We start from the raw sequence: 21,353 nt of genomic DNA, 5'->3' as shown, positions 1-21,353 counted from the left end.
TTTCGATGCCATGACTCTAAAGCGAACTCGATCTGCGCGGCAGGCCTTGGGGCTTTCGCGGGCTCAGAACGCCACCACGCCCCCATCCTTGCGCGGGTCCGATCCGCCGATGTAGTGGTCGCCGTCGCGCAGCACCAGCTGCGCGCCGCCGAAGGCGAAGACGCCATGGCCTTCCTCCACCGTGACTTCGTGGCCGCGTGCGCGCAGGGCGGCGACGACCTCGGCGTCGAAGGCGGGTTCCACGGCCACGCCCTTGCCGCCCGTCACGCGCCAGCGCGGTGCGTCGGCGGCGGCCTGGGGGTTCTGGCCGTAGCGCAGCACACGCAGGGCCATCTGCAAGTGGCCCTGGCTCTGCATGGGGCCGCCCATCACGCCGAAGGCCATCTGGGGCGTGCCGTCGGCGTTCATCGCAAAGGCCGGGATGATGGTGTGCGAGGGGCGCTTGCGTGGCGCGACTTCGTTGGCATGGCCGGCTTGCGTGGTGAAGCCGTGGCCGCGGTTTTGCAGGCTGATGCCGGTGCCCGGCACGACCACGCCCGAGCCGAAGCCCATGTAGTTGGACTGGATGAACGAGACCATCATGCCGCTGGCATCGGCCGCCGCCAGGTAGACCGTGCCGCCCGGGCGCGGTGCGCCGTAGGTGGGCGCGCTGGCGCGCTCGCGGTCAATGAGCGCCGCGCGTTCGCGCAGGTAGCCGGCGTCCAGCAGATGGGCGGATTCGACGCGCATGTGGTCGCCGTCGGCGTTGTATTCGTGCAGGTCGGCCAGGGCCAGCTTCATGGCCTCGACCTGCAGGTGCACGGACTCCACGCCGTCCAGCGGCTCGGCGCCCACGCCCAGTGCATCCAGCATGCCCAGCGCCATCAGCGCGGCAATGCCCTGGCCGTTGGGCGGGATCTCGTGGATCACCGAATCGCCAAAGGTCTGCGACACCGTGCCGACCCAGTCGGCCTGGTGGGCGGCCAGGTCGGCCTCGGTCATGGCGCCGCCGCAGGCCTTGGCGTGCTCGGCCATCGAGCGCGCCAGTGCGCCACGGTAGAAGGACTCGCCCTTGGTGGCGGCGATCTCCTCCAGCGTGCGCGCATGGGCTTCGCTGCGGAACACCTCGCCCGCCTTGGGGGCCTTGCCATCGGGCAGGAAGCACTCGGCAAAACCGGGCTGGTCGCCGAGCTTGGCGCCGCCCAGCGCCCACAGCGTGGCGATGGTGGGCGAGACCGCAAAGCCGTCACGCGCATAGCGGATGGCGGGCTGGGCCAGTTGCTCGAACGGCAGCTTGCCGAAGCGGCGCGACAGCTCCACCCAGGCCGAGACGGCACCGGGCACGGTGACGGCGTTCCAGCCCTTCTCGGGAATGCCGCCCAGCGCGGCGAAGTACTCGGGCGTCCAGGCTTCGGGCGAGCGGCCCGAGGCATTGAGGCCGTGCAATTCCTTGCCGTCCCACAGGATGCAGAAGGCATCGCTGCCCAGGCCACAGCCCGTGGGCTCGACCACGGTCAGCGCCATGGCCGTGGCAATGGCCGCATCCACCGCATTGCCGCCAGCCAGCAGCATGGACAGGCCGGCCTGCGCGGCCAGCGGCTGCGAGGTGGAGACCATGTTGCGGCCCAGCACCGAAGAGCGGTGCGAGGCGTAGGGAAGTGTCCAGTCCGTAACAGTGCTTGTCATATCAATTTCCATAGCGCCAACGCGCCACCGATAGCTTGAGGAACCGCAGGCACGGCCCAGCTCAGGGACGCCAAGCAAGGGCCTACGCCGGCCGCGCCACCCCGCAGCAAGGGCGTCGTCCCCCTCCCGCAGGAGAGGGGGAAGCGGCAAAGCCGCTCAGGGGGTGCTTCACTCAATCCAATGTGATTTTGTTGTCTTTGATGACCTGCGCCCAGCGCGCGCTGTCGGCCTGCACCATGGCGGCGAACTGCTCGGGCGTGCGCGGCGATGCGGCTTCCACGCCCTGCCTGGCCAGGCTGGCCACCACCTCGGGATTCTGGATGGCCTTGTTGAAGGCCTGATTGATCCGCGCGACAAGTTCGGGCTTCATGCCGGCCGGGCCATAGACGCCGAACCAGGTGACCGAAGAATAGCCAGGCAGGCCGGACTCGGCCACCGTGGGCAGGTCGGGCGCCAGCGCGCTGCGCTTGTCGCCGGTCACGGCCAGGGCGCGCAGGCGGCCGCTGGCCACATGGGGCATGCCGGTGGGAATGGAGTCGAACAGCAGGTGCACCTGGCCTGCGGACAGGTCGGTGATGGACTGCGCCGTGCCCTTGTAGGGCACATGGGTCAGCTGCAGGCCTGCGCGCGCCGCGAAGGCCGCCGCGTTCAGGTGGACGATGGTGCCGTTGCCGCTGCTGGCGTAGTTGAGGGCGCCCGGATGGGCCTTGGCATAGGCGATCAGCTCCTGCACGTTGCGCACGGGCAGCGAGGGCGTGACCAGCAGGATGCTGGCCGCACCGCCGATCTCGGCAATGGGCGTGAAATCCTTGTCGGCCTTGTAGGCCAGACGGGTCATCAGGTGTGGCGAGATGGCATGCGTGCTGCTGGTGGTGAACAGCAGCGTGTAGCCGTCCGGCGAGGCCTTGGCCGCCTCGCCCGTGCCGATGGTGCCGCCCGCGCCGGGGCGGTTGTCGATGACCAGCTGCTGGCCCAGGTCCTGGGACATGCGCTGCGCCACCACGCGCGCCACGAGGTCGGTGGCGCCGCTGGCCGGAAAGGGCACGACCAGGCGCACCGGGTGCGAGGGCCAGGACGCCTGGCCCTGTGCCACGGCGGGCAGGGCCATGGCGCCAGCCAGGGCACAGGCCGCAGCCACGAGGGTGCGGCGTGGAAGTAAAACGCTGGGCAATGCCTTCATGGGCACACTCCTGGTCAGAGGGTTGGACAGCTGCAGCCGCTGCTCCCTGCAACGCCGCAACAGGCCATCGTAGAACCCTCGCCCCTTTGCCGCCATCAGCAAATTTGCAAACCTGCGTTGCCTCTGCGGCAAATTGATGACAATCGGGGCGACATGCCCGACGCCCGCCACCTTCTCCTGCAGGACACCGCGCTGCGCTACTTCCATGAAGTGGCGCAATGCGGATCGCTGACCGAGGCATCGGCGAGGCTGCATGTGGCGGCCTCGGCCATCAGCCGCCAGATCGCGGCGCTGGAGGGGCTGCTGGGCACGCCGCTGTTCGAACGCCACCCGCGCGGCATGGTGCTCAATGCGGCCGGGGAGATCCTGGCCGACCATGTGCGCCGCGCCGGCCTGGATGCCGAGCGCGCGCTGGGCGAGATCGAGGCCCTGCAGGGACTGCGCAGCGGCCGCGTGCGCATCGCCAGTTCAGACGCCTTTGCCAACGAGTTCCTGCCGCGCCTGTGCGCGGCCTTCCAGCGCGAGCACGCCGGTATCGTCTTCGAGGTCATGGTACTGCCCACGCCCGCCGTGCCCGAGGCCGTGCGCAGCGGCACGGCCGACATCGGCCTGTGCTTCAGCCGCGCGCCCGAAAAAGGCATTGCCGTGGCCTGCCGCGTGGCCGCGCCGCTGGTGGCCCTGGTCGCCCCCGGCCATGCGCTGGCGCAGGCGCGGCGCCTGTCGCTGGCCCAATTGGTGCGCCATCCGCTGGCGCTCACGCCGGCCGACACGGCCGTGCGCCAGCTGCTGGACGCCGCCTGCAGCCGCCAGGGCCTGATGCTGATGCCGGTGATGGAGAGCAACCACGGCAAGACCCTGCTGAACTTTGCAGCCCAGGGCGCCGCCGTGGCCGTGGCCAGCGAGATCGCCGCGCGCCACATGGTGGCCACGGGCGCGCTGGTGGCCGTGGCGCTCAGCGACCGGGGCATGGACCTGCGCGACATCGAGGTGCAGACCCTGGCCGGCCGCACGCTGCCGCATGCGGCGCAGTCCTTCCTGGAGATGCTGCAGCTGCGGTTGCCCGGTCCCTGGTAACCGGAGGACACGGCGGGCAGCGGGCAGCGCCCGCCAGGCACCACCCACACAAGGCCGGCCAGAAAAGAGACCACAGTCCGACCAGGGATGCAGGGACAAAACTCGGAAAGCTCCGATTTTTACGGCCCTGCAGACCCGTGATTCATCCATCGCCCTTGCTCGATCCGCTCAGGCTGGGAGCGGATTGGGCACGAATCGGATAGGACAACTCTGATTCTGACCCAGCCGATTCTGATTCTCCAGCGCGACCGGACAGCCAGCCGCCGGCGCCATTCCTATCATCCGCAGCTCTGTCGTCGGGCTTCCCCTTGCGGGATTCCTGGACTCCCGTTCCTGAATGAATTCATGGACAACCCGGCCATCGCCGGACCTACAAAGAAGAGGCAAGGCATGTACACGAACCAGACCGGAGGGCGCAGGCGGCAATTGCAGCGGGAGGCACAGCATGGATGAACGAACCGAACTGACCTTCATGCTGCATGGCCTGCCGGACCGCGACGCCAAGCTGTTCCGCTCCTATGTGCTGATGGTGAATCACCGCACACGGCACCGCTGGACGTGGCGCGAATCCCAGGCGGACATGACGGTGGTGCATGGCGAACTGGCCCAAGCGCCTGCCGCCCCGCCCGCGCTGACGCTGCGCGTGGGAGGGCCACCCAGGGGAGCCTTCCCTGCGGGTGGCCACCTGGGCATGCCCCTGCGCGCCGAGGCGCTGGAGGAATGCCTCAACACCATGGGCGCACGCATCCTGTCGGTGCACGGCAAACCGGCCAGCGCCAAGGCACACGCCAGCGGCCTGCACACGCAGCATCAGCTGATGCTGCTGCAGCTGCGGCGCTGGCCGTCGCCGCAACTGCTGACGAGATCCCACCATATCCGCCTGGCCACCTTGCTGACAGGCCAGCCCACGACGATGCAGACCCTGTGCCAGCGCTCGGGCCTGCCGCCCGAGATCTGCGCCGGTTTTCTGAACGAGCTGGACGCCGCCGGCCTGCTGCGCTGGGCCTCGGCCCGCCCGCCCGCCGCACCGCACCCCGGCAACCCAGCGCCGGACAGGGGTGTGCTCGAACGCATACGCCTTCGCCTGGCCCGGTTTGCAGGAGCGCGCCCATGAACGAACTCAAGATCCTGATTTCCGGCCCTCCAGGCGCAGGCAAGACCACGGCCATCCGCTGCGTCAGCGAGATCGCCCCCGTGAGCACCGACGTGCGCAACACCGATGACACCCTGGACAAGGCGCTGACGACGGCCGGCATGGACTATGGCGAGCTGACCCTGGACAACGGCGAGAAGCTGTACCTCTACGGCACGCCCGGGCAGGAGCGCTTTGACTTCATGTGGCGCATCCTCTCGCGCGGCGCGCTGGGCGTGATCTTGCTGATCGACAACAGCCGCTCCGATCCGCTGGCCGACCTGGATACCTATGTCCAGGGCCTGTCCGATGTCTTGCGCAGCACGGCATGCGTGGTGGCGGTATGCCGCATGCAGGAGTACACAGCGCCTGATCTGGACAGCTTTGCCGTGCACCTGCAATCGCGCGGCCTGCTGTGCCCCGTGGTGCCGGCCGATGTGCGCAACCCCCAGCAGGTGGTGGCCCTGATCGAGCTGTTGCTGCTGCAGATCGAAGCCCTTGCCCAGGAGAAGTCCCATGAAGAATGACGCTGCCTTGAAGGCTGCAGCCCAGGCGGCGGTGCAGTCGCTGATGAGCAGGTTGCACGGCGTGCGTGGCTGCGTGGTCAGCACCGAGGACGGCTTCGAGGTGGCCGCCCGTGCGCAAGGCCAGGGCAGCACGGCGCGGCTGTCGGCCATGGCCAGCTCGATGGCGGCGCTGGGCATGATCGCCGGCGAGGAGAACCAGCTCGGGCATTGCGCCAACGTGGTGGTCGAGGCGGCCGAGGGCTTCATCGTCATGCTGCAGGCACAGCGCCCGGGCCTGACGCTGGTCATCAGCGTGGTGGCCTCGCGCGAGGCCGTTCTGGGCCAGGTTCTCTATGTCTCGCGCGAGGCCGTGCGGACGCTGGAACAAGCGTGATGGCAAAGGCGGGCAAGGGCTGCTCCTATGCATCCGGCAAGAAGGCACCGCGAAGGTGCAGAACATTTTCGCAACACAAGGGAGTTAGGAAAACAATGGCCAATATCAAGCAAACCATGGATGAACTGATGCGCTGCGACGGCGCCATGTGCGCTGCACTGGTGGACTACAACAGCGGCATGATCCTGGGGCAGGACGGCTCGGGCGTGGACCTGGAGCTGGCTGCCGCCGGCAACACCGAACTGGTGCGCGCCAAACTCAAAACCATGCGCTCGCTGGGCCTGGAAGACACCATCGAGGACATCCTCATCACGCTGAGCAAGCAGTACCACATCCTGCGCCCCTCCACCCACCACGAGGGCCTGTTCCTGTACCTGGTGCTCGACAAGGCCAAGGCCAATCTCGCGCTGGCGCGCCGCAAGGTGCAGGACGTGGAGAATGCGCTGGTGGTCTGAACAACAGCCCTTGACTGGCTGCGCCGCTCAGAACCGCTCGGCGCACAGCGCCTGCCATTGCAGGATCTCGATCTCGCCGCGCTGCACCCGGATGAGGCCCCGCGCCTGCAGGCCCTGCAGCAGCACGTTGGTGGTCTGGCGCGAGATCGACAGCATGCGCGCCAGCTGCTCCTGCGTGACATCCAGGCGCGGCCGGGCCGGCACATCGTCCAGCCGCTCGCCGTAGCCACGCGCCATGGCCACCAGGCGGCGCGCCAGCCGCTGGGGTGCGGGCATCAGGGCCAGGTCCTCCAGCGCCGCAAAGGCCGCCCGCATGCGCCCCGACATCAGCACGCCCAGGTCATGCCAGTGCGCGGGGTGCTGCTGCAGCCAGTCCAGCAGCGGCTGGCGTGGCACCTGCAGCACCACGCTGGGCTCCATGGCGTGGGCATCGTGGGTGCGCGGCGAACCGTCGAACAGCGCGATCTCGCCAAACCAGGTGGCTGGTCCCATGCGCGTGAGCAGCGCCTCGCGCGCCTGCTCGCTCTGGCCGCCCACACCGGAGAAACCGATGCTGCCCCGGACCACGGCGAACAAACCGCCCTCCAGCGCATCGCCGCGCAGGAACAGGGCTTCGCCCGCCTCCAGGCGGCGGGGCTGGGCCAGGGCCAGCAGCAAATCGGCAAACTGCGGCGCCAATGCGCTGAACCAGCGGCCGGCGCGCAGCGTGGGCAGGTAGGAAGAGGCGAGGGAAGCTTGCATGGAAAGGGATGTCGGGTGGCTGACAGACACAGCCGGCGGGCCTGCGTATTTTCGCCGCTGACATCGAACACATGCCAGGAGACCTTCCCATGCAAGCCTCACACCCCCTGCCCCGCGCGCTGGCGCGCCCTTGCCGCCTGCTGGCCTGCCTGGCCGCCGCCGCCCTGCTGAGCGCCTGCGCAGGCAGCAGCCTGCCGGTCTCCGACATGGCCCGGCCACAGGCAGCCAGCGCGGCCACGCGCGCGGCCCAGCAGGCTGCGCTGGCGCAGCAGCCTCAGGACGACGCCCAGGCCATGGAGGACGCGCAACGCGGCCTGATCGCCTCGGCGGATGCGCTGGTGGTGCGCAATGCCCAGGGCCGGCCCATCTGGGGCATGCAGGCCTATGCATTCCTGCAGCAGGACCAGGCGCCCGACACCGTGCACCCCGCGCTGTGGCGCCAGGCACAGCGCAACCGCGTCAGCGGCCTGTTCCAGGTGACCGACAGGCTCTACCAGGTGCGCGGCCTGGACCTGTCGAACATGAGCATCATCGAGGGCGAGACGGGCCTGATCGTGGTCGATCCGCTGATGTACACCGAGACCGCCCAGGCCGCCATGGACCTGTACTACCAGCACCGACCGCGCAAGCCCGTGGTGGCCGTCATCTACTCGCACAGCCATGTGGACCATTTCGGCGGCGTGCGCGGCGTGGTGCGCCAGGAAGAGGTGGATGCAGGCCGCGTCCAGGTCATCGCCCCGGCGGGCTTCATGGCCGAGGCCGTGGGCGAGAACGTGATCGCCGGCCACGCCATGGGCCGGCGCGCGCTCTACCAGTTCGGCATGCTGCTGCCGCGCGATGCCAGGGGACAGGTGGACGCAGGGCTGGGCAAGGCGGGTGCGCCCGGCACCATGGGGCTGATCGCGCCCACGCGCGTGATCGACAAGCCGCGCGAGACCCTGCGCATCGACGGCGTGGACATCGAGTTCGCGCTCACGCCCGGGGCCGAGGCGCCGGCCGAGATGATCATGTACTACCCCCAGCTCAAGGTGCTGAACATGGCCGAGATCGCCGTCCACACCCAGCACAACCTGCTGCCGCTGCGCGGCGCCCAGGTGCGTGACGCGCTGGGCTGGTCACGCCACCTGAACGACGCCCTGCACGCCTATGGCGGCCAGGCACAGATCCTGATCGCCCAGCACCACTGGCCGGTCTGGGGCCAGCCCCGGCTGCAGCGCATGCTGGCCGGCCAGCGCGACACCTACAAATACCTGCACGACCAGACCGTGCGCCTCATGAACCACGGCTACGTGGGCTCGGAGATCGCCGAGATGCTGAAGATGCCCGAATCCCTGGCCCGCGACGGCGCCACACATGCCTTCTACGGCCACCTGCGCCACAACATCCGCGCCATCTACCAGCACTACCTGGGCTACTACGAAGGCAACCCGGCCCAGCTGGAGGCGCTGCCGCCCGTGCCCGCGGCGCGCAAGACCGTGGAGTACATGGGTGGCGCCGACGCCGTGCTGCGCCGTGCGCATGCCGACTACGAGCGCGGCGAATACCGCTGGGTGGCGCAGATCGCCTCGCAGCTGGTCTTTGCCGACCCGGCCAACCAGGCCGCGCGCCGCCTGGCCGCCAATGCCTATGAACAGCTGGGCTACCAGATGGAATCGGCCACGGCCCGCAACGCCTTCCTGCAGGGCGCGGCGGAGCTGCGCCAGGGCGTGCCCCAACTGCCCAGGCCCGGCAGCGCCGCGCGCGACCTGGTGCGCAGCCTGCCGCTGGAGATGTTCTTCGACTACCTGGGCGTGCGGCTGGACGCCGGCAAGGCCGCAGGCCAGCGCATCGTGCTCAACTGGACCTTCACCGACACCGGCGAGCAGCGCAGCCTGAACCTGGAGAACAGCGCCCTCACCCAGAGCCCGGGCCTTGCGCCCGCCGCCCACGCGAGCCTGCGCCTGACGCGCGCCACGCTGGACGCCATTGCAGGCCAGGAGACCACGATGGCCGAGGCCATCAAGAGCGGCCAGCTGCGCATCGCGGGCGACGCCTCCAAGGTAGCGGCGCTCATGTCCATGCTGGACCGCTTCGACAGCGTGTTCCCCATCGTGGAGCCACGCCCCGAGCGGGCCGCTCAGTAACCGTGCTGGGCGCGGAAGTCGCGCGCCTTGCCGAAGTGCCCGTTGCCGATGAAGGGCACGGGCGGGCGCAGCGCCGACAGCGGCGAGGGATGGTTGCTGGTCAGCACCAGATGCCCCCGGTCGGCCGGAATGAAGGCGCGCTTGGACTGCGCATGGCTGCCCCAGAGCATGAAGACCACGGGGCGCGTGCCCTGGGCGATGTGTCGGATCACCGCATCGGTCAGCAGCTCCCATCCCTTGCCCGAGTGGCTGGCCGCCTGGCCTTCCTCCACCGTGAGACAGGTGTTGAGCAGCAGCACGCCGTTCCTGGCCCACTTGACCAGGCTGCCGCCCGGGTTGGGGAACGGCGGGAAGGGCACGCCCAGGTCACGCTGCATCTCCTTGAAGATGTTCTGCAGCGAGGGCGGCATGCGCACGCCCGGCGCCACCGAGAACGACAGGCCTTCGGCCTGCCCCCGGCCGTGGTAGGGGTCCTGCCCCAGGATGACCACGCGCACCTCATCGGGCGGTGTCAGCTCCAGCGCGCGCAGCGGCTGGGGCGGAAAGATCACCGCGCCAGCTTCCAGGCGCTGGTGCAGAAAGGTCAGCAGCTGCTGGCCCGTGGCACCCGCGAAGAAGTCCTCGACCAGGGGCTGCCAGTCGGGCGCAACGGGCCAGTCGGCGGGATCGGCGGATTGGAGTTGGTCGGCTTGCGCCGGGGCGATTGCGTCGTCTTGAAGGGCCATGGCGGATGGGGGCACCGCCGCCACATGCCGAGGCAGCAGCCTCCCTCAAAAAAGTACAGCTGAAATGCATGGGCGCAAGCGCCATGCCTGTTGGATCACGGCAAGCATACCTTTGCCTGCGGCGGGGAGGTACGTCCGCCTCCAATGGCGCCCTAAAGACAGACAATGGTTACACGGAAAAACATACGAAAAACCTTGAGCCAGCCCAATGCTTTACCTAGAATTTCGTGTAAATGACCGCAAACTGCACTCTACAACTGCACCACTGCAGCGCCTGGCACGACGTCGCGAGCGTGGACCTGCGCGGGCAGCAAGGAGAAGGCTGGAAGGCCAGCACCTACTCGGGCTATACCGTGGACTGGGCGGTCCAGCATGCGGGCGCCACCGATGCCCGCGCCCTTTGTGCCCGTTGGCCTGTGGGGCTGGAGCCCCTGCAGCAGGTGCATTGGCCAGTCTTTCTGATCGACATGCTGCCTCAAGGCTTTGGTCGGCGCGAGCTGCTGCAACGCCTGGGCCAATCTCCCCTGGCAGGTGCGGTTGCCGACTGGCAGTTGCTGCTGGCCGGGGCAGGTAACCCCATAGGAAACCTGCGCGTCAAGGAAGCGGCGCAATGGCTGGGCAACCATGGGGGAGGCATGCGCGGGTTCACCGACGAGGAGGTTGCGCAACGCGGCGACGAGTTCTCCGAGTACCTTGCCTCGCATGGCCTGTTTGTTGCCGGGTCCTCCGGGATACAAGGCGAGTGGCCCAAGGTGCTGCTGACACGCGCCCAGGATGGTCTGCTGTACCTGGACCACACCCTTGCGGACGAGCAGGCGGTGCAGCACTACATCGTCAAGTTCGGACGCGGCACCGACCCGCAGCTGGCCTGCATCCTCAGGCATGAGGCCATCTATATGCGTCTGGCCGCCGATCTGGGACTGCGGGTGCATGCACCGCTGGAGTTGCACCAGCGTGCGCTGTTCATACGACGGTTTGACCGGCAGGCGCGCCGGGGCGCGGTCACGCGACTGGCGCAGGAAAGCATTGCCACGCTGACCGGCATGCCAGGCTTCGAAGCCGTGCCCGACCATGACACGGTCTGCCTGGAGCTGATGCGGCACTGCAGCCACCCGCAGCAGGAAGTGCTCGAATACATCAAACGCGACATTGCCAACCTGGCCCTGGGCAACAAGGACAACCACGCGCGCAACACCGCCGTGCAGCGCGGTTTCGACGGCCGCATCGCGCTCACGCCCCTGTACGACTTTGCGCCCATGTATCTCCACCCGGACGGCATTGCCCGACGCATCCGCTGGCGGGATGAACAGGGCGGCCGGCCCGATTGGCGCCGTGTGCTGGATAGCGTCTGTGCGCTGGCCGCGCAGCTCCCTCGAAAACGCCGGGGCACGCAGTCGGATCCGTTGCAGCGCGATCCACTGGTGAAAGGCCTCAAGGCCATGATTCCCGCGCTGGAGCGCATCGCCGCAGACGGTCTGGCGCTAGGGCTGGAGCCCGAGGTTCTCGGCCACCTGCGTCCCGCCCTCCTGGCACGTGCGCAGGAGCTCGCTGCGCTGCGCTGAAGACCATGGACAAGCGTTTCACCCCCATTCCCATTGCCCAGCAGCTGGAGCTGCGCAGGCAGGCTATTGACGATGTGCTGGCCCACCCCGAATGGTCTTTGCCGCAGGCCGTGCGGCATCTGAAGAAGACCATGCGGCTGACCACGGCCGAGATGGCCAAGCTTTGCGGCGTTTCCTATAGAACGCTGCAGGACATCGAGCAGGAGCGCAGCGAAGGCAGCGTGCAGACCATGAACCGCATCTTGGCCATGCTGGGGCTCAAGCTCGGGGTGGTGCGCATCGTGCGGACCCCGGATTCACCGGCCGGCCCGCACAACGACGCGTCTTAGGCAAACAGCTTGGCCAGCGCCTCCCCCGGCTCCTTGGCGCGCATGAAGGCCTCGCCCACCAGGAAGCCGTGGATACCGGCATCGCGCATGGCCTTGACGTCCTCGCGGCTGCCGATGCCCGACTCGGTGACCAGCAGGCGGTCGGCGGGCACGTTCTTTTGCAGGTCCAGCGTGGTCTGGATGCTGACCTCGAAGCTGCGCAGGTTGCGGTTGTTGATGCCCACCAGCGGGGTCTTGAGGCGCAGGGCGCGGTCCAGCTCGGCGCCGTCGTGCACCTCGACCAGCACGGCCATATCCAGGCTGTGGGCGATCTGTTCCATCTCGGCCATCTGCGCGTCGTCCAGGCAGGCGGCGATCAGCAGCACGCAGTCGGCGCCCATGGCCCGCGATTCGTAGATCTGGTAGGGATCGACCATGAAGTCCTTGCGCAGCACGGGCAGGTGGCAGCTGGCGCGCGCCTGCTTGAGATAGTCCACGCTGCCCTGGAAGAACTGCTTGTCGGTCAGCACCGAGAGGCAGGCGGCGCTGACGCCCTTGCCGTCGCCATCGGCATAGCTTTGCGCGATGTCGGCGGGGATGAAGTCCTCGCGGATCACGCCCTTGCTGGGGCTGGCCTTCTTGATCTCGGCGATCACGCCGGCCTGGCCGGCGGCGATCTTGGCGCGCAGCGCGCCCACGAAGTCGCGCGTGAGCACGCGGCTTTCGGCGTCGCGGCGCATGTCCGCGAAGGGCATGCGCTTCTGGGCGGCGGCCACTTCCTGCACTTTCACGTCGCAGATTTGCTTGAGGATGTCGGACACGTTGCTTTCCTTGGTTTCTTGTATTCGGTGGTCGATGGGGGCTGCGCGGCTCAGGCCGTCAGCCGGGCCGTGTAGGCCACGAGTTCGTTGAGCTTGGCCAGGGCAGCGCCGCTGTCCAGCGCCGCCTGGGCGCGGGCCATGCCGTCCTCGATGCTGGAGGCCACGTTGGCCGCATACAGGGCGGCACCCGCGTTCAGGCAGACGATGTCGCGCGCGGCACTCTTTTCGCCATGGAGCACGCCCAGCAGCATGGCCTTGGATTCCTCAGGATTGTCCACCTTGAAGGCGCGCGTGCCCACCATGCGCAGGCCGAAGTCCTCGGGATGGATCTCGTACTCGCGCACCACGCCGTCCTTGAGCTCGCCCACCAGGGTGCCCGCGCCCAGGCTGATCTCGTCCAGGCCGTCGCGGCCATAGACCACGATGGCGTGCTCGGCGCCCAGGCGCTGCAGCGCGCGCACCTGGATGCCGACCAGGTCCTCGTGGAACACGCCCATGAGGATGTTGGGCGCGCTGGCCGGATTGGTCAGCGGGCCCAGGATGTTGAAGATGGTGCGCACGCCCAGCTCCTTGCGCACGGGCGCCACGTTCTTCATGGCCGGGTGGTGGTTGGGCGCGAACATGAAGCCGATGCCCACGTCGGCGATGCTGCGCGCGATCTGCTCGGGGCTGAGCTGGATGTTGACGCCCAGCGCCTCCATGGCGTCGGCGCTGCCGCTCTTGCTGCTGACGCTGCGCCCGCCGTGCTTGCTGACCTTGCCGCCCGCCGCCGCGATCACGAAGATGGAGCAGGTGGAGATGTTGAAGGTGTTGGCGCCATCGCCGCCCGTGCCCACGATGTCCACCAGGTGGCGCTTGTCCTCCACATGGACCTTGTTGGAGAACTCGCGCATGACCTCGGCCGCGGCCGTGATCTCGCCGATGGTCTCCTTCTTCACGCGCAGGCCGGTGACGATGGCCGCCGTCATCACGGGCGACAGCTCGCCGCGCATGATCAGGCGCATCAGGTGCAGCATCTCGTCGTGGAAGATTTCGCGGTGCTCGATGGTGCGCTGCAGCGCTTCCTGGGGGGTGATCTGGGTCATTGCGGTGTCTCGGTTGGGTGCCGGCCTGCTCAGGCCTTCTGTTCCAGGAAATTCTTGAGCATGGCATGGCCATGCTCGGTGAGGATGCTCTCGGGGTGGAATTGCACGCCCTCGATGGCCAGGCTGGTGTGGCGCACGCCCTGGATCTCGCCGTCCTCGCTGGTGGCCGTGATCTCCAGGCATTCGGGCAGGCTGGAGCGCGCGATGGCCAGCGAGTGGTAGCGGTTGACCGTGAACTGCTCGGGCAGGTCGGCGAACACGCCCTTGCGGTCGGTGGTGATGACGCTGGTCTTGCCATGCATCTGCTGGCCCGCGCGCACGATGTCGCCGCCGAAGGCCGCGCCAATGCTCTGGTGGCCCAGACACACGCCCAGGATGGGCAGGCGGCCTGCAAAGTGCTGTATGGCCGCCACGGAAATGCCGGCCTCGGCCGGCGAGCAGGGGCCGGGCGAGATCACCAGGCGGTCGATCTTCTCGCGCTCGACCAGGGCGATCACCTCGTCCAGCGTGGCCTCGTCATTGCGCACCACGGTGACATCGGCACCCAGCTCGCCGAAGTACTGGACGATGTTGTAAGTGAAGCTGTCGTAGTTGTCGATCATCAGCAGTCTGGTCATACCGGCTCCTGGGTCTCAAAGGGAAAAACGGGTGGCACGGGCATGCCGCAGCGAAGGCTGGCGCGGGAATGCGCGCAATGCTGCCTGGGTCTGGAAGGGGGAATCTGAGGGCATCTGGGCAATCTCCTGGGTTCTGGGAGCCGCCGTGCCGGGGAGCCATCTGCTGGGTGAGCCTTGCTGCCGTCACGGCGGCAAGGTGCGGTACGCAACCGCGACGACGTGCCGCTTCCTTATTGGAAGCGCCACCACTGTGCAACGATGATCGAAACGGGCGTACCGTTCATGGCTGTCTTGGATCGAGAGTTCAGGTGTCTGGAAGACGGGAATGCAGCAGGCTGCATGGCGGAGCATGCTAACACAGGGTCCGCGCAGCGTGGCGGGACGACCCTGCGGGCGCCTCACTTCAGGAAATCCGGCTGGTCGAACTTCTGCTTCAAAAAGCGCCCGTTGGCCAGCAGCGCCTGCGCATCGCTGGCCGCCACATGGGCCACCACCTGCTGCATCTGCCCGGCCAGCAGCGCCAGCTGTTCGGTCAGCAGTTGCCTGGGCGTCTTGCCGTCCTGCACGGGCTGGGTGACACGGAACAGCGGCGGCAGCGCCGCATAGTGCGACAGCGTGGCGGGCAGGTACTGCAGCACCGTCTCGCGCACGGTGAACAGGCCGTCGTTGAAGACCGGGCCGGCCTCGGCCAGCGAGGGCAGTACCTCATGCACCGAGCCGCGCACGCTGTCCAGGTGCTTTTGCATCTCGGGCGTGAGCATCGGGCGGGCCTTTTGCACCAGCTCGTCGATGCGTTCGCGGATGTCCTCGGCGCTCCAGTGCTGCTGCAGCGCCCGCTCGAAGCTGGCGCCCGCGGGCTGCAGGGCCCAGCCCAGCAGCAGGCCCGCGACGTACAGCCCCAGCGTGATCCAGCCCCAACCGCCGCCGATCACGCCGGCAAACAGCAGCACCGGCCCCAGCAGGGCCAGCGCCAGGCCGGCGAGGTTGCCGTTGCCGTAGAAGAAAAGCTGCAGGCGGCGCATCAGGCGGGTCCCATCGCTGGCGGCGCTGTCACTGGTAGCCCCGGATTTCCTTGAACACCAGCGGCAGTCCGCTCTTGCCGGTGTTGCGCGCATCGAAGGCGCGCCCGCCCGTCAGCGCGGCCAGGGCCTGCATTTCGCCGGACTGCGCCTCGCCAAAGATGATGGGAAAGACGCGCACCAGCGGCGCGCCGCCGTCGCGCGCCATGCGCTGCTCGCGCTCGAACGCGGCCCAGTCGCGGCCGGCCGTGTTGGCGCCATCGGTCAGCAGCACGATGCTGACGAAGCGCTCGGGATCGGCCCGCAGTTCCTGGCGTGCCTGCTGCTGGGCCAGCGTGAGCGCGTCGTAGATGGCCGTGCCGCCGTCGGCCACCAGGCTGTCGGCATAGGCCAGCACCTGGGCGCTTGCGGCCTGCAGGTCGCCCGCCGCGAACTGCACGCGCGCGGGCTGGCCGACCAGGCCCGAGAACGGAATCAGCAGCACGCGCTCGCGCGCCTGGAAGGCGGCGTAGCGCTGGCTGGCGGCCGATGCCTCGGCGCCGGACAGCAGCTTGAGCGCCTCCTTCATCTGCGCCAGCCGCGCACCCTTCATGGAGCCGCTCACGTCCAGCACGAAGATGCTGGTGGCCGGACGGCGCAGATCGCTCTGGTAGGCCGAGAGCACGGCATCGATCACCTCCAGCCGGTTCGGAAAGCTCAGCTCCACCACGGGCGCCGTGGGCAGGGCCGGGCTGGCCTGCGCCTCGGGGCTGGCGGGGCGCAGCTGGGCCTGGCGCAGCGGCTGGCCCTGGAAGGCGGGGGCCTTGAACTGGGCGACCAGCTTGTCATAGTCGGCGCGGCGGCCGGCGTTGAGCAGCATCAGCGGATAGTCGGCCGAGATCACGCCGTCGCGCGGGTAGACCAGGGTCAGGCGGTCGGCGGCGGGCAGCTTCTCGTTCAGGCGCAGGATCACGGCCTCGTAGTTGACCAGCGCATCGACGGCGCCAGGCTCGCGCTCGAAGGCCTCGGCCAGCCAGCCGGAGCTGCCGGCGGTGAGCTTGTGGCCCGACAGGAAGTCCTTGAGCACCTTGGCATTGACCTCCCTGGCGTCCAGGTCCTCGGTCTTGCCGGCCACGGCCGAGGCCACGGCGAACAGCGCGCTCATGCCGGTGTTGGAACTGGCCGGATTGGTCATGCCGTAGCGCAGCCGGCCCTGGACGGCAGCGCGTGCGATGTCGGCCCAGGTGGGCGGGGCCTTGTCCCAGCCCAGCTTTTGCAGCACGGGGGCCTTCACGCCCAGGGCCACGCGCGAGTAGAAAAGCTTTTCGCGCGCCAGCGGCTTGTTCGCCAGCGCCAGCGCGGGATAGGCGCCATTGGGCGGCAGGATGGCGTCGTACTGCTCGCCCGCATTGATGCGCTCGACCATCTCCAGCGTGCCCGCATAGCTGAGCTTGAGCGGCACGCCCGCCGCCGTGGCGGCCTGCTCCAGCGCGGGCGCCACGTCCTTGAGCTCGGAGCCGGCCAGCACGGTGAATGCACCCTGGGGACCGGCGGGCGCATCGGCCTTTGCGGCGGCCTGCGGCGCGGGTTCGGGCGACTTGCCGCAGCCGGCCAGGACCAGCGCAAGGCCCAGCAGCCACCAGGCCGCCAGGCGCCGGAACATGCTCACAGCACCACCTCGCCGGCGGGCGCCTGCAGCGCCTCGCGCACGTCCTCGCGGCGGCTCTTTTCAAGATAGGCGCGTGACTTGTCCACCTCCTGCGACAGCGTGTCCACCGTGGTCTGCATGGAGGCCAGGGCCTTGACCTTGAAGTCGGCCATGGCGTCCATGGTCTGGTAGATGTTGCCGAAGGCCTGCTGCAGCCTGGCGATGTCGATGGTGCTGCCGGCCGCCTGCTCGTGGATCTTCCCGCTTTGCTCGCGCAGCAGCTCGCTGGTGCCGGCGATCAGGTTGCCCGTGGTGGTGTTCAGCGCCGTGATCTGGTCCAGCACCAGCTTCTGGTTGGCCAGCGCCTGCGCCACGATGACGGCCGTGCGCAGGGCAGAGACCGTGGTGGTGGTCGCGCGGTCCACGCCCTTGGCCAGTTCGAGGTTGTTCTTGCGCACCAGGTCCAGCGCCAGGTAGCCCTGCACGTTCACCGCCATCTGGGTGAGCAGGTCGGTGACCTTCTGGCGTGCGTAGAACAGCATGTCCTCGCGCACCACGCGCGCCTTTTCCGGGTCGCTGGCGTCCAGCTGCGCCGCCTTGGCCTCCAGCGCCGCGTCCAGCTTCTTGCCGATGTGGATGTATTTCTCCAGCCGCTCCATCAGGCCCCACAGGTTGGCCTTTTCCTGCTCGATGGCGGCGTTGTCGCGCAGCAGCTCGTCCTTGCCGCGCTTGAGGCTGTCGATGATGGCGTTCAGGTGGCTCTGGCTGGACTGGAACTTGTCGAAGTAGTCCACCAGCCTGTTGCCCATGGGGATCAGGCCCAGCAGCTTGCGCGGCTTGAACAGGCCATCCTGGCGCGAGGGGTCCAGCGCCTCCACCTGGCGGCGCAGGTCGATCAGGCCCTGGCCGATCTGGCTGCCCTGGTCGAACAGGCCGTTGTTCAGCGTCTTGACGGGACGCTCCAGCATGCGATTGGAGACGGCGGCAGCGGCCTGCACCTCCTTGTTGCCCATGCCGTGGATGCGCTCGACCGCGCCCTTGAAGGCGGGCGACTGGCTGTCGTTGGCGGTGATGTCATCGATGAACTGCGCCACCTGCGCGTCCAGCTGCTGCACTTCCTCGGCCTTGAGGCGGACCTTGCCGCTGGCCGACTCGATGGGCACGGGCAGGGCGGGCGCGGGCGGCTCCAGCACGAAATCCTGCTCCTGTGCAGGCACGGCCACGGCGGCGCTGGCAGCGGTGGTCTGGGGGGTGTTGCTCATCGGTTGCTCCTGGAACGTTCGGTCATTTGAAGCGCTGCTCCATGTCCACGATCATTCGCTCCAGCCACTCCTGGCTGGGCGGATCGATCACCTCCACCAGCTGCGCGGGCGCCTGCACGCCCTGCCCGGCCCAGCGCTCGGGCCCGTGCGTGTCGCCGCCGGTGCGAAAGCCGTATTCCTGCGCCAATGCGCGCAGTTGCGGGTCGGATTCGAGCAACTGGCCCACGCGATCGCCTGCCGGCGTGTAGGGCACGAGCACATGCTTGGAATACAGCGTGGGCTGCGGGTAGAGCATCACCATCTCGCCGCTCCTGCGCTGCGGGTGGCGCAGCAGGAACTCCACCAGCTGCGACTCATAGGCCACCAGCAGCGGCGCCTTGCCCATGCCCAGGGCCAGGTAGTCCTCGAACGGCCCGGCCGACGAGCTTTCCTGGAAGCCCTGGCGCAGGAACAGCGGCGCCACCTGCGGCATCACGCGCTCCAGGTCGACCGGGCTCTGCACCACCTGCTGGCCGTTGAGCACATAGCTGGCCAGCGCCAGGTACATGGCCGCGCTGTTGGAGCTGCGCACATCGGTGCTGGCGGGCAGCACGGCCTTGCCGGTGGCAAAGGCGCCGGAGGCCTTCAGGTCACGCCAGCGCGTGCCCTTGCCGGCCATGGCCAGCAGGGCGGGAAGATCGGTCACGTAAAAGAAGTCGCCCTGCTTTTGCGCAACGCCGTTGGCGATCAGGATCTCGGCAATGGGCCGCCAGCTGGCGAACACGATGGGCGTGTAGAACGGCGTGTAGACCGTGGCAGCCCTGGCCGCCGCCTTGAGCTGGGCCGCAGCCGGCGCCCCCGAGGGAAAGCCGAAGTCGTACTGCTTGGGGTCGTAGCTGTTGGCAATGCTGCGCGAGCCGGCCTTTTGCACCGTCACCGTCACGCCGTGGCGCGCCAGCACGTCGCGCACGCGCTCGTCCTGGAAGAAGGCTTCCTTCTCGGAGCCGATCAGGCCGCGCGCCGTCACGGCCTGCTGCTGCGCCCGCTGCGCCTGGCGGTCCTGCACCAGGGCCGTGCGCGAGTACCAGACGCCGCCGCCCACGGCCGCCAGCAGCAGCGCCGCCAGCCCCGCCGCCAAAGCACGGCGGGCGTTCATTGAGTGGCTCCGCCCTGGATGACGGCAAGATGAAATTCGGTCATGAACGCGCGGGCCGTTGTCATGTTCTGTTCAAAAAAACTTCTTATACGGAAGTTTTGTGACACAACGACGACACACGGCCCGGCCCGCGCCGCGACTACCTCAACGCGACTATCTCAGCGCGACTACCTCAACGCGAGTTGCTCAGTGAAGCTGCGCCCACCGGGCGTTTCGCGGTGCTGCTGGGTGCGGTGCTCCACCAGCTGGTCCCACGTCTGCATCTGGCGCTCCTGCGTCTTGCGCAGCGCGCCGGTGACCTGCTTGCCGGCTGTCTCGATCAGCGTGGTGATGGTGCGGCTGTCCTGCACCTTGGTCAGGTCATAGTTGCCCGACTGCAAATCCAGCATGCTGCGGTTGCGCGCCTTTTTGGACTCGGCGTTCAGGGACTCGGTCACCACCTGGGCGATCGACTCGCCCTCCCTGCCGCGGGACTGCCGGGTGGTCTTCTGGCCCACCTGGTACTCGGCGCGGCCGATTTCGGTCACGGCGCCGAATTCATTGGTGTTCTCGAAATCACCGCTGAAGCTGGCCTGGAAATCGGCCAGACCGCTTTGCAGGGACTGCACGGAACGCTCCAGCCCGGAGAGCGCGACGATGGCGCCCGGCGCGGCCGGCGCCTGCGCGTTGTGCAGCTGACTGAAGGCACTCTTGAACATGTCCACCAGCGCCGCATCCGCACGGCCGCGCTGCGCGGCGGCATCAAAGCGCTTCAGATGCTGGTCCAGCGCGGACTGGCGCTGCGACGCGCTGGCGCCTGCGGGCGCGTCGGACTCCAGGTTGACGGCCAGCTCGCCCGCCGCGCCCTTCATCGCCACCGATCGGCCATCGGCGCCCACATGCAGGCTGAACGAGGACAGGGGCTGCGAAGGCTTGGGGTTCTTGATGTCCAGGTCCAGGCCGGACAGCACGCTGCGGTCGAAGTCCATCAGCTTGCCCAGTTCCAGCTGGGGCTTGCCCGGCTTTCCCAGGCCTTCCAGCGCTTCGTCCAGCCCGTCGGCCAGCTGGGCAATGGCCGCGCTCTCGGCCTGGCTCAAGGCGCCGGAACTCTTGACCTCGACCCGCAGCCCGCTGCTGCTGCCCGCTTCGCTGCCGTCGTTCGTGGCAATCCGCAGCTCCACGGTCTGGCCCGATTGCGCGCGGATCTTCAGGCTCACGGTGGCAGCGCCCACGGACACATCGCTCAGTGCGGACTTGTCCAGGGCCTGCGCATCCGCGCTGCCTGCGACGGAGTTGGCCGCCGTGGGCGCCTGGTACTCAGCAACCGTCTGTTGGTAGTCCGACGGCGTGGCCGCAAAGCGCGACAGCAGGGCGCCGCCCAGGCCGCGCCAGCGGTCGGCCAGGCTGGCCGACGGGCCCAGGCCCAGGTTGCGCGCCATCAGGGTGCTGATGTCGTCCCTGTCTTGCGAGGCCCAGGCCCGGGTCAGCCTGAACTGGCCCAGTTCCACGGGCTGCGGTTTGGCATAGATGACGCTGGACCCTGTGGACTGGCCCAGCGTGACCTGCGTGCCCGGGTCGGCGGGTGCAGCAGCTGCCGTGGTCGCTGACGACCTCACGGACACCGTGGGCCGCATGCCCGCTGCGCTGGCGGCAAAGCTGGCGCCGGTGGATGAAATGCTGGTCATGGATTGATCGTCTTCCTTCGGTCTTGTCTTGACTGAATGGCGGCCCCAGGCCTTTGCAGGCAGGGGATTTTCTCTGTCCACGGACCATCGGCAGATTTCCGGTTTTCTTTACCTCTCATGCACCAATATGGTGTGAATACCTTGTGTTCATTGAAATCCGGCCAATACAGGGAATGCTCGGCTGTTGGCGCAAAAAGACACCATTGCTCTACTGGGCACAGCAACCGGCGGCAAGCGGCATTCTCCCCGTGAGGCAGC

20 protein-coding genes are annotated in these 21,353 nt (G+C 68.2%); 8 read left to right on the top strand and 12 right to left on the bottom strand.

Annotated features, from left to right (window positions below; genetic code table 11):
- Positions 1-63 precede the first annotated feature (63 nt).
- On the bottom strand, positions 64-1,665 hold the full coding sequence (locus tag ACF8ME_RS15030; RefSeq protein WP_061289004.1) for a gamma-glutamyltransferase family protein: 1,602 nt from the start codon (positions 1,663-1,665) through the stop codon (positions 64-66).
- Between the two features lie 172 nt (positions 1,666-1,837).
- Complete coding sequence (locus ACF8ME_RS15025) at positions 1,838-2,845, bottom strand: tripartite tricarboxylate transporter substrate binding protein (RefSeq protein ID WP_244387647.1); 1,008 nt, start codon at positions 2,843-2,845, stop codon at positions 1,838-1,840.
- Positions 2,846-2,998: 153 nt separating this feature from the next.
- Between ACF8ME_RS15025 and ACF8ME_RS15020 the strand changes: the two genes are divergently transcribed.
- The 5 genes from ACF8ME_RS15020 to ACF8ME_RS15000 all read left to right on the top strand — a co-directional run bounded on the left by ACF8ME_RS15020 (position 2,999) and on the right by ACF8ME_RS15000 (position 6,406).
- Positions 2,999-3,919: a LysR family transcriptional regulator gene (locus ACF8ME_RS15020; RefSeq protein ID WP_016449550.1), complete on the top strand. Its 921-nt coding sequence runs from the start codon at positions 2,999-3,001 to the stop codon at positions 3,917-3,919.
- A gap of 445 nt (positions 3,920-4,364) precedes the next feature.
- Positions 4,365-5,033 carry a hypothetical protein gene (locus ACF8ME_RS15015; protein WP_016449549.1) on the top strand — a complete coding sequence of 223 codons (669 nt, stop codon included), beginning with the start codon at positions 4,365-4,367 and terminating at the stop codon, positions 5,031-5,033.
- Positions 5,030-5,578 carry an ATP/GTP-binding protein gene (locus ACF8ME_RS15010; RefSeq protein ID WP_392407626.1) on the top strand — a complete coding sequence of 183 codons (549 nt, stop codon included), beginning with the start codon at positions 5,030-5,032 and terminating at the stop codon, positions 5,576-5,578. Before ACF8ME_RS15015 ends, ACF8ME_RS15010 begins: the two co-directional genes overlap by 4 nt.
- Positions 5,568-5,951: a roadblock/LC7 domain-containing protein gene (locus ACF8ME_RS15005; RefSeq protein ID WP_016449547.1), complete on the top strand. Its 384-nt coding sequence runs from the start codon at positions 5,568-5,570 to the stop codon at positions 5,949-5,951. Before ACF8ME_RS15010 ends, ACF8ME_RS15005 begins: the two co-directional genes overlap by 11 nt.
- A 95-nt stretch (positions 5,952-6,046) precedes the next feature.
- Entirely contained in the window at positions 6,047-6,406 is a 360-nt protein-coding gene (locus ACF8ME_RS15000; RefSeq protein WP_047328008.1) for a hypothetical protein, read from the top strand.
- 27 nt (positions 6,407-6,433) lie between these two features.
- Here ACF8ME_RS15000 and ACF8ME_RS14995 read toward each other — a convergent pair whose 3' ends face one another.
- Entirely contained in the window at positions 6,434-7,147 is a 714-nt protein-coding gene (locus ACF8ME_RS14995) for a Crp/Fnr family transcriptional regulator (protein WP_209672824.1), read from the bottom strand.
- 89 nt (positions 7,148-7,236) lie between these two features.
- On the opposite strand from ACF8ME_RS14995, the gene ACF8ME_RS14990 reads away from it, so the two are divergent.
- Positions 7,237-9,270 carry an alkyl/aryl-sulfatase gene (locus ACF8ME_RS14990; protein ID WP_392417200.1) on the top strand — a complete coding sequence of 678 codons (2,034 nt, stop codon included), beginning with the start codon at positions 7,237-7,239 and terminating at the stop codon, positions 9,268-9,270.
- On the opposite strand, the gene ACF8ME_RS14985 is transcribed toward ACF8ME_RS14990, so the two are convergent.
- The gene (locus tag ACF8ME_RS14985) at positions 9,264-9,995 is read right to left on the bottom strand and encodes a uracil-DNA glycosylase (RefSeq protein ID WP_017405881.1); all 732 of its coding nucleotides are present in this window, start codon (positions 9,993-9,995) and stop codon (positions 9,264-9,266) included. The genes ACF8ME_RS14990 and ACF8ME_RS14985 overlap by 7 nt on opposite strands.
- A gap of 233 nt (positions 9,996-10,228) precedes the next feature.
- Between ACF8ME_RS14985 and ACF8ME_RS14980 the strand changes: the two genes are divergently transcribed.
- Both ACF8ME_RS14980 and ACF8ME_RS14975 read left to right on the top strand, forming a co-directional pair.
- The gene (locus ACF8ME_RS14980) at positions 10,229-11,557 is read left to right on the top strand and encodes a type II toxin-antitoxin system HipA family toxin (RefSeq protein ID WP_392417198.1); all 1,329 of its coding nucleotides are present in this window, start codon (positions 10,229-10,231) and stop codon (positions 11,555-11,557) included.
- A gap of 5 nt (positions 11,558-11,562) precedes the next feature.
- On the top strand, positions 11,563-11,886 hold the full coding sequence (locus ACF8ME_RS14975; protein WP_016449541.1) for a helix-turn-helix transcriptional regulator: 324 nt from the start codon (positions 11,563-11,565) through the stop codon (positions 11,884-11,886).
- Here the strand turns inward: ACF8ME_RS14975 and trpC are convergent.
- The 8 genes from trpC to ACF8ME_RS14935 all read right to left on the bottom strand — a co-directional run bounded on the left by trpC (position 11,883) and on the right by ACF8ME_RS14935 (position 21,095).
- Complete coding sequence (gene trpC, locus ACF8ME_RS14970; protein ID WP_016449540.1) at positions 11,883-12,686, bottom strand: indole-3-glycerol phosphate synthase TrpC; 804 nt, start codon at positions 12,684-12,686, stop codon at positions 11,883-11,885. The two genes, ACF8ME_RS14975 and trpC, sit on opposite strands and share 4 nt — an antisense overlap.
- A gap of 50 nt (positions 12,687-12,736) precedes the next feature.
- The gene (gene trpD / locus ACF8ME_RS14965) at positions 12,737-13,771 is read right to left on the bottom strand and encodes an anthranilate phosphoribosyltransferase (RefSeq protein WP_013804671.1); all 1,035 of its coding nucleotides are present in this window, start codon (positions 13,769-13,771) and stop codon (positions 12,737-12,739) included.
- Between the two features lie 29 nt (positions 13,772-13,800).
- Positions 13,801-14,388: an aminodeoxychorismate/anthranilate synthase component II gene (locus tag ACF8ME_RS14960; protein WP_012202700.1), complete on the bottom strand. Its 588-nt coding sequence runs from the start codon at positions 14,386-14,388 to the stop codon at positions 13,801-13,803.
- A gap of 398 nt (positions 14,389-14,786) precedes the next feature.
- Positions 14,787-15,410, bottom strand: a complete 624-nt coding sequence (locus ACF8ME_RS14955) for a hypothetical protein (protein ID WP_343740628.1) — start codon at positions 15,408-15,410, stop codon at positions 14,787-14,789.
- A gap of 28 nt (positions 15,411-15,438) precedes the next feature.
- On the bottom strand, positions 15,439-17,049 hold the full coding sequence (locus ACF8ME_RS14950; protein ID WP_392417196.1) for a substrate-binding domain-containing protein: 1,611 nt from the start codon (positions 17,047-17,049) through the stop codon (positions 15,439-15,441).
- 2 nt (positions 17,050-17,051) lie between these two features.
- Positions 17,052-18,296: a toxic anion resistance protein gene (locus ACF8ME_RS14945; protein ID WP_392417194.1), complete on the bottom strand. Its 1,245-nt coding sequence runs from the start codon at positions 18,294-18,296 to the stop codon at positions 17,052-17,054.
- 22 nt (positions 18,297-18,318) lie between these two features.
- Complete coding sequence (locus tag ACF8ME_RS14940; protein WP_392417192.1) at positions 18,319-19,431, bottom strand: hypothetical protein; 1,113 nt, start codon at positions 19,429-19,431, stop codon at positions 18,319-18,321.
- 167 nt (positions 19,432-19,598) lie between these two features.
- Entirely contained in the window at positions 19,599-21,095 is a 1,497-nt protein-coding gene (locus ACF8ME_RS14935) for a hypothetical protein (RefSeq protein WP_392417190.1), read from the bottom strand.
- Between the last annotated feature and the right edge of the window lie 258 nt (positions 21,096-21,353).

Source organism: Delftia sp. WSY_7 (assembly GCF_043104845.1).
Lineage (GTDB): Bacteria > Pseudomonadota > Gammaproteobacteria > Burkholderiales > Burkholderiaceae_C > Comamonas > Comamonas tsuruhatensis.
This window is presented reverse-complemented; position numbering and strand designations above follow the sequence as displayed.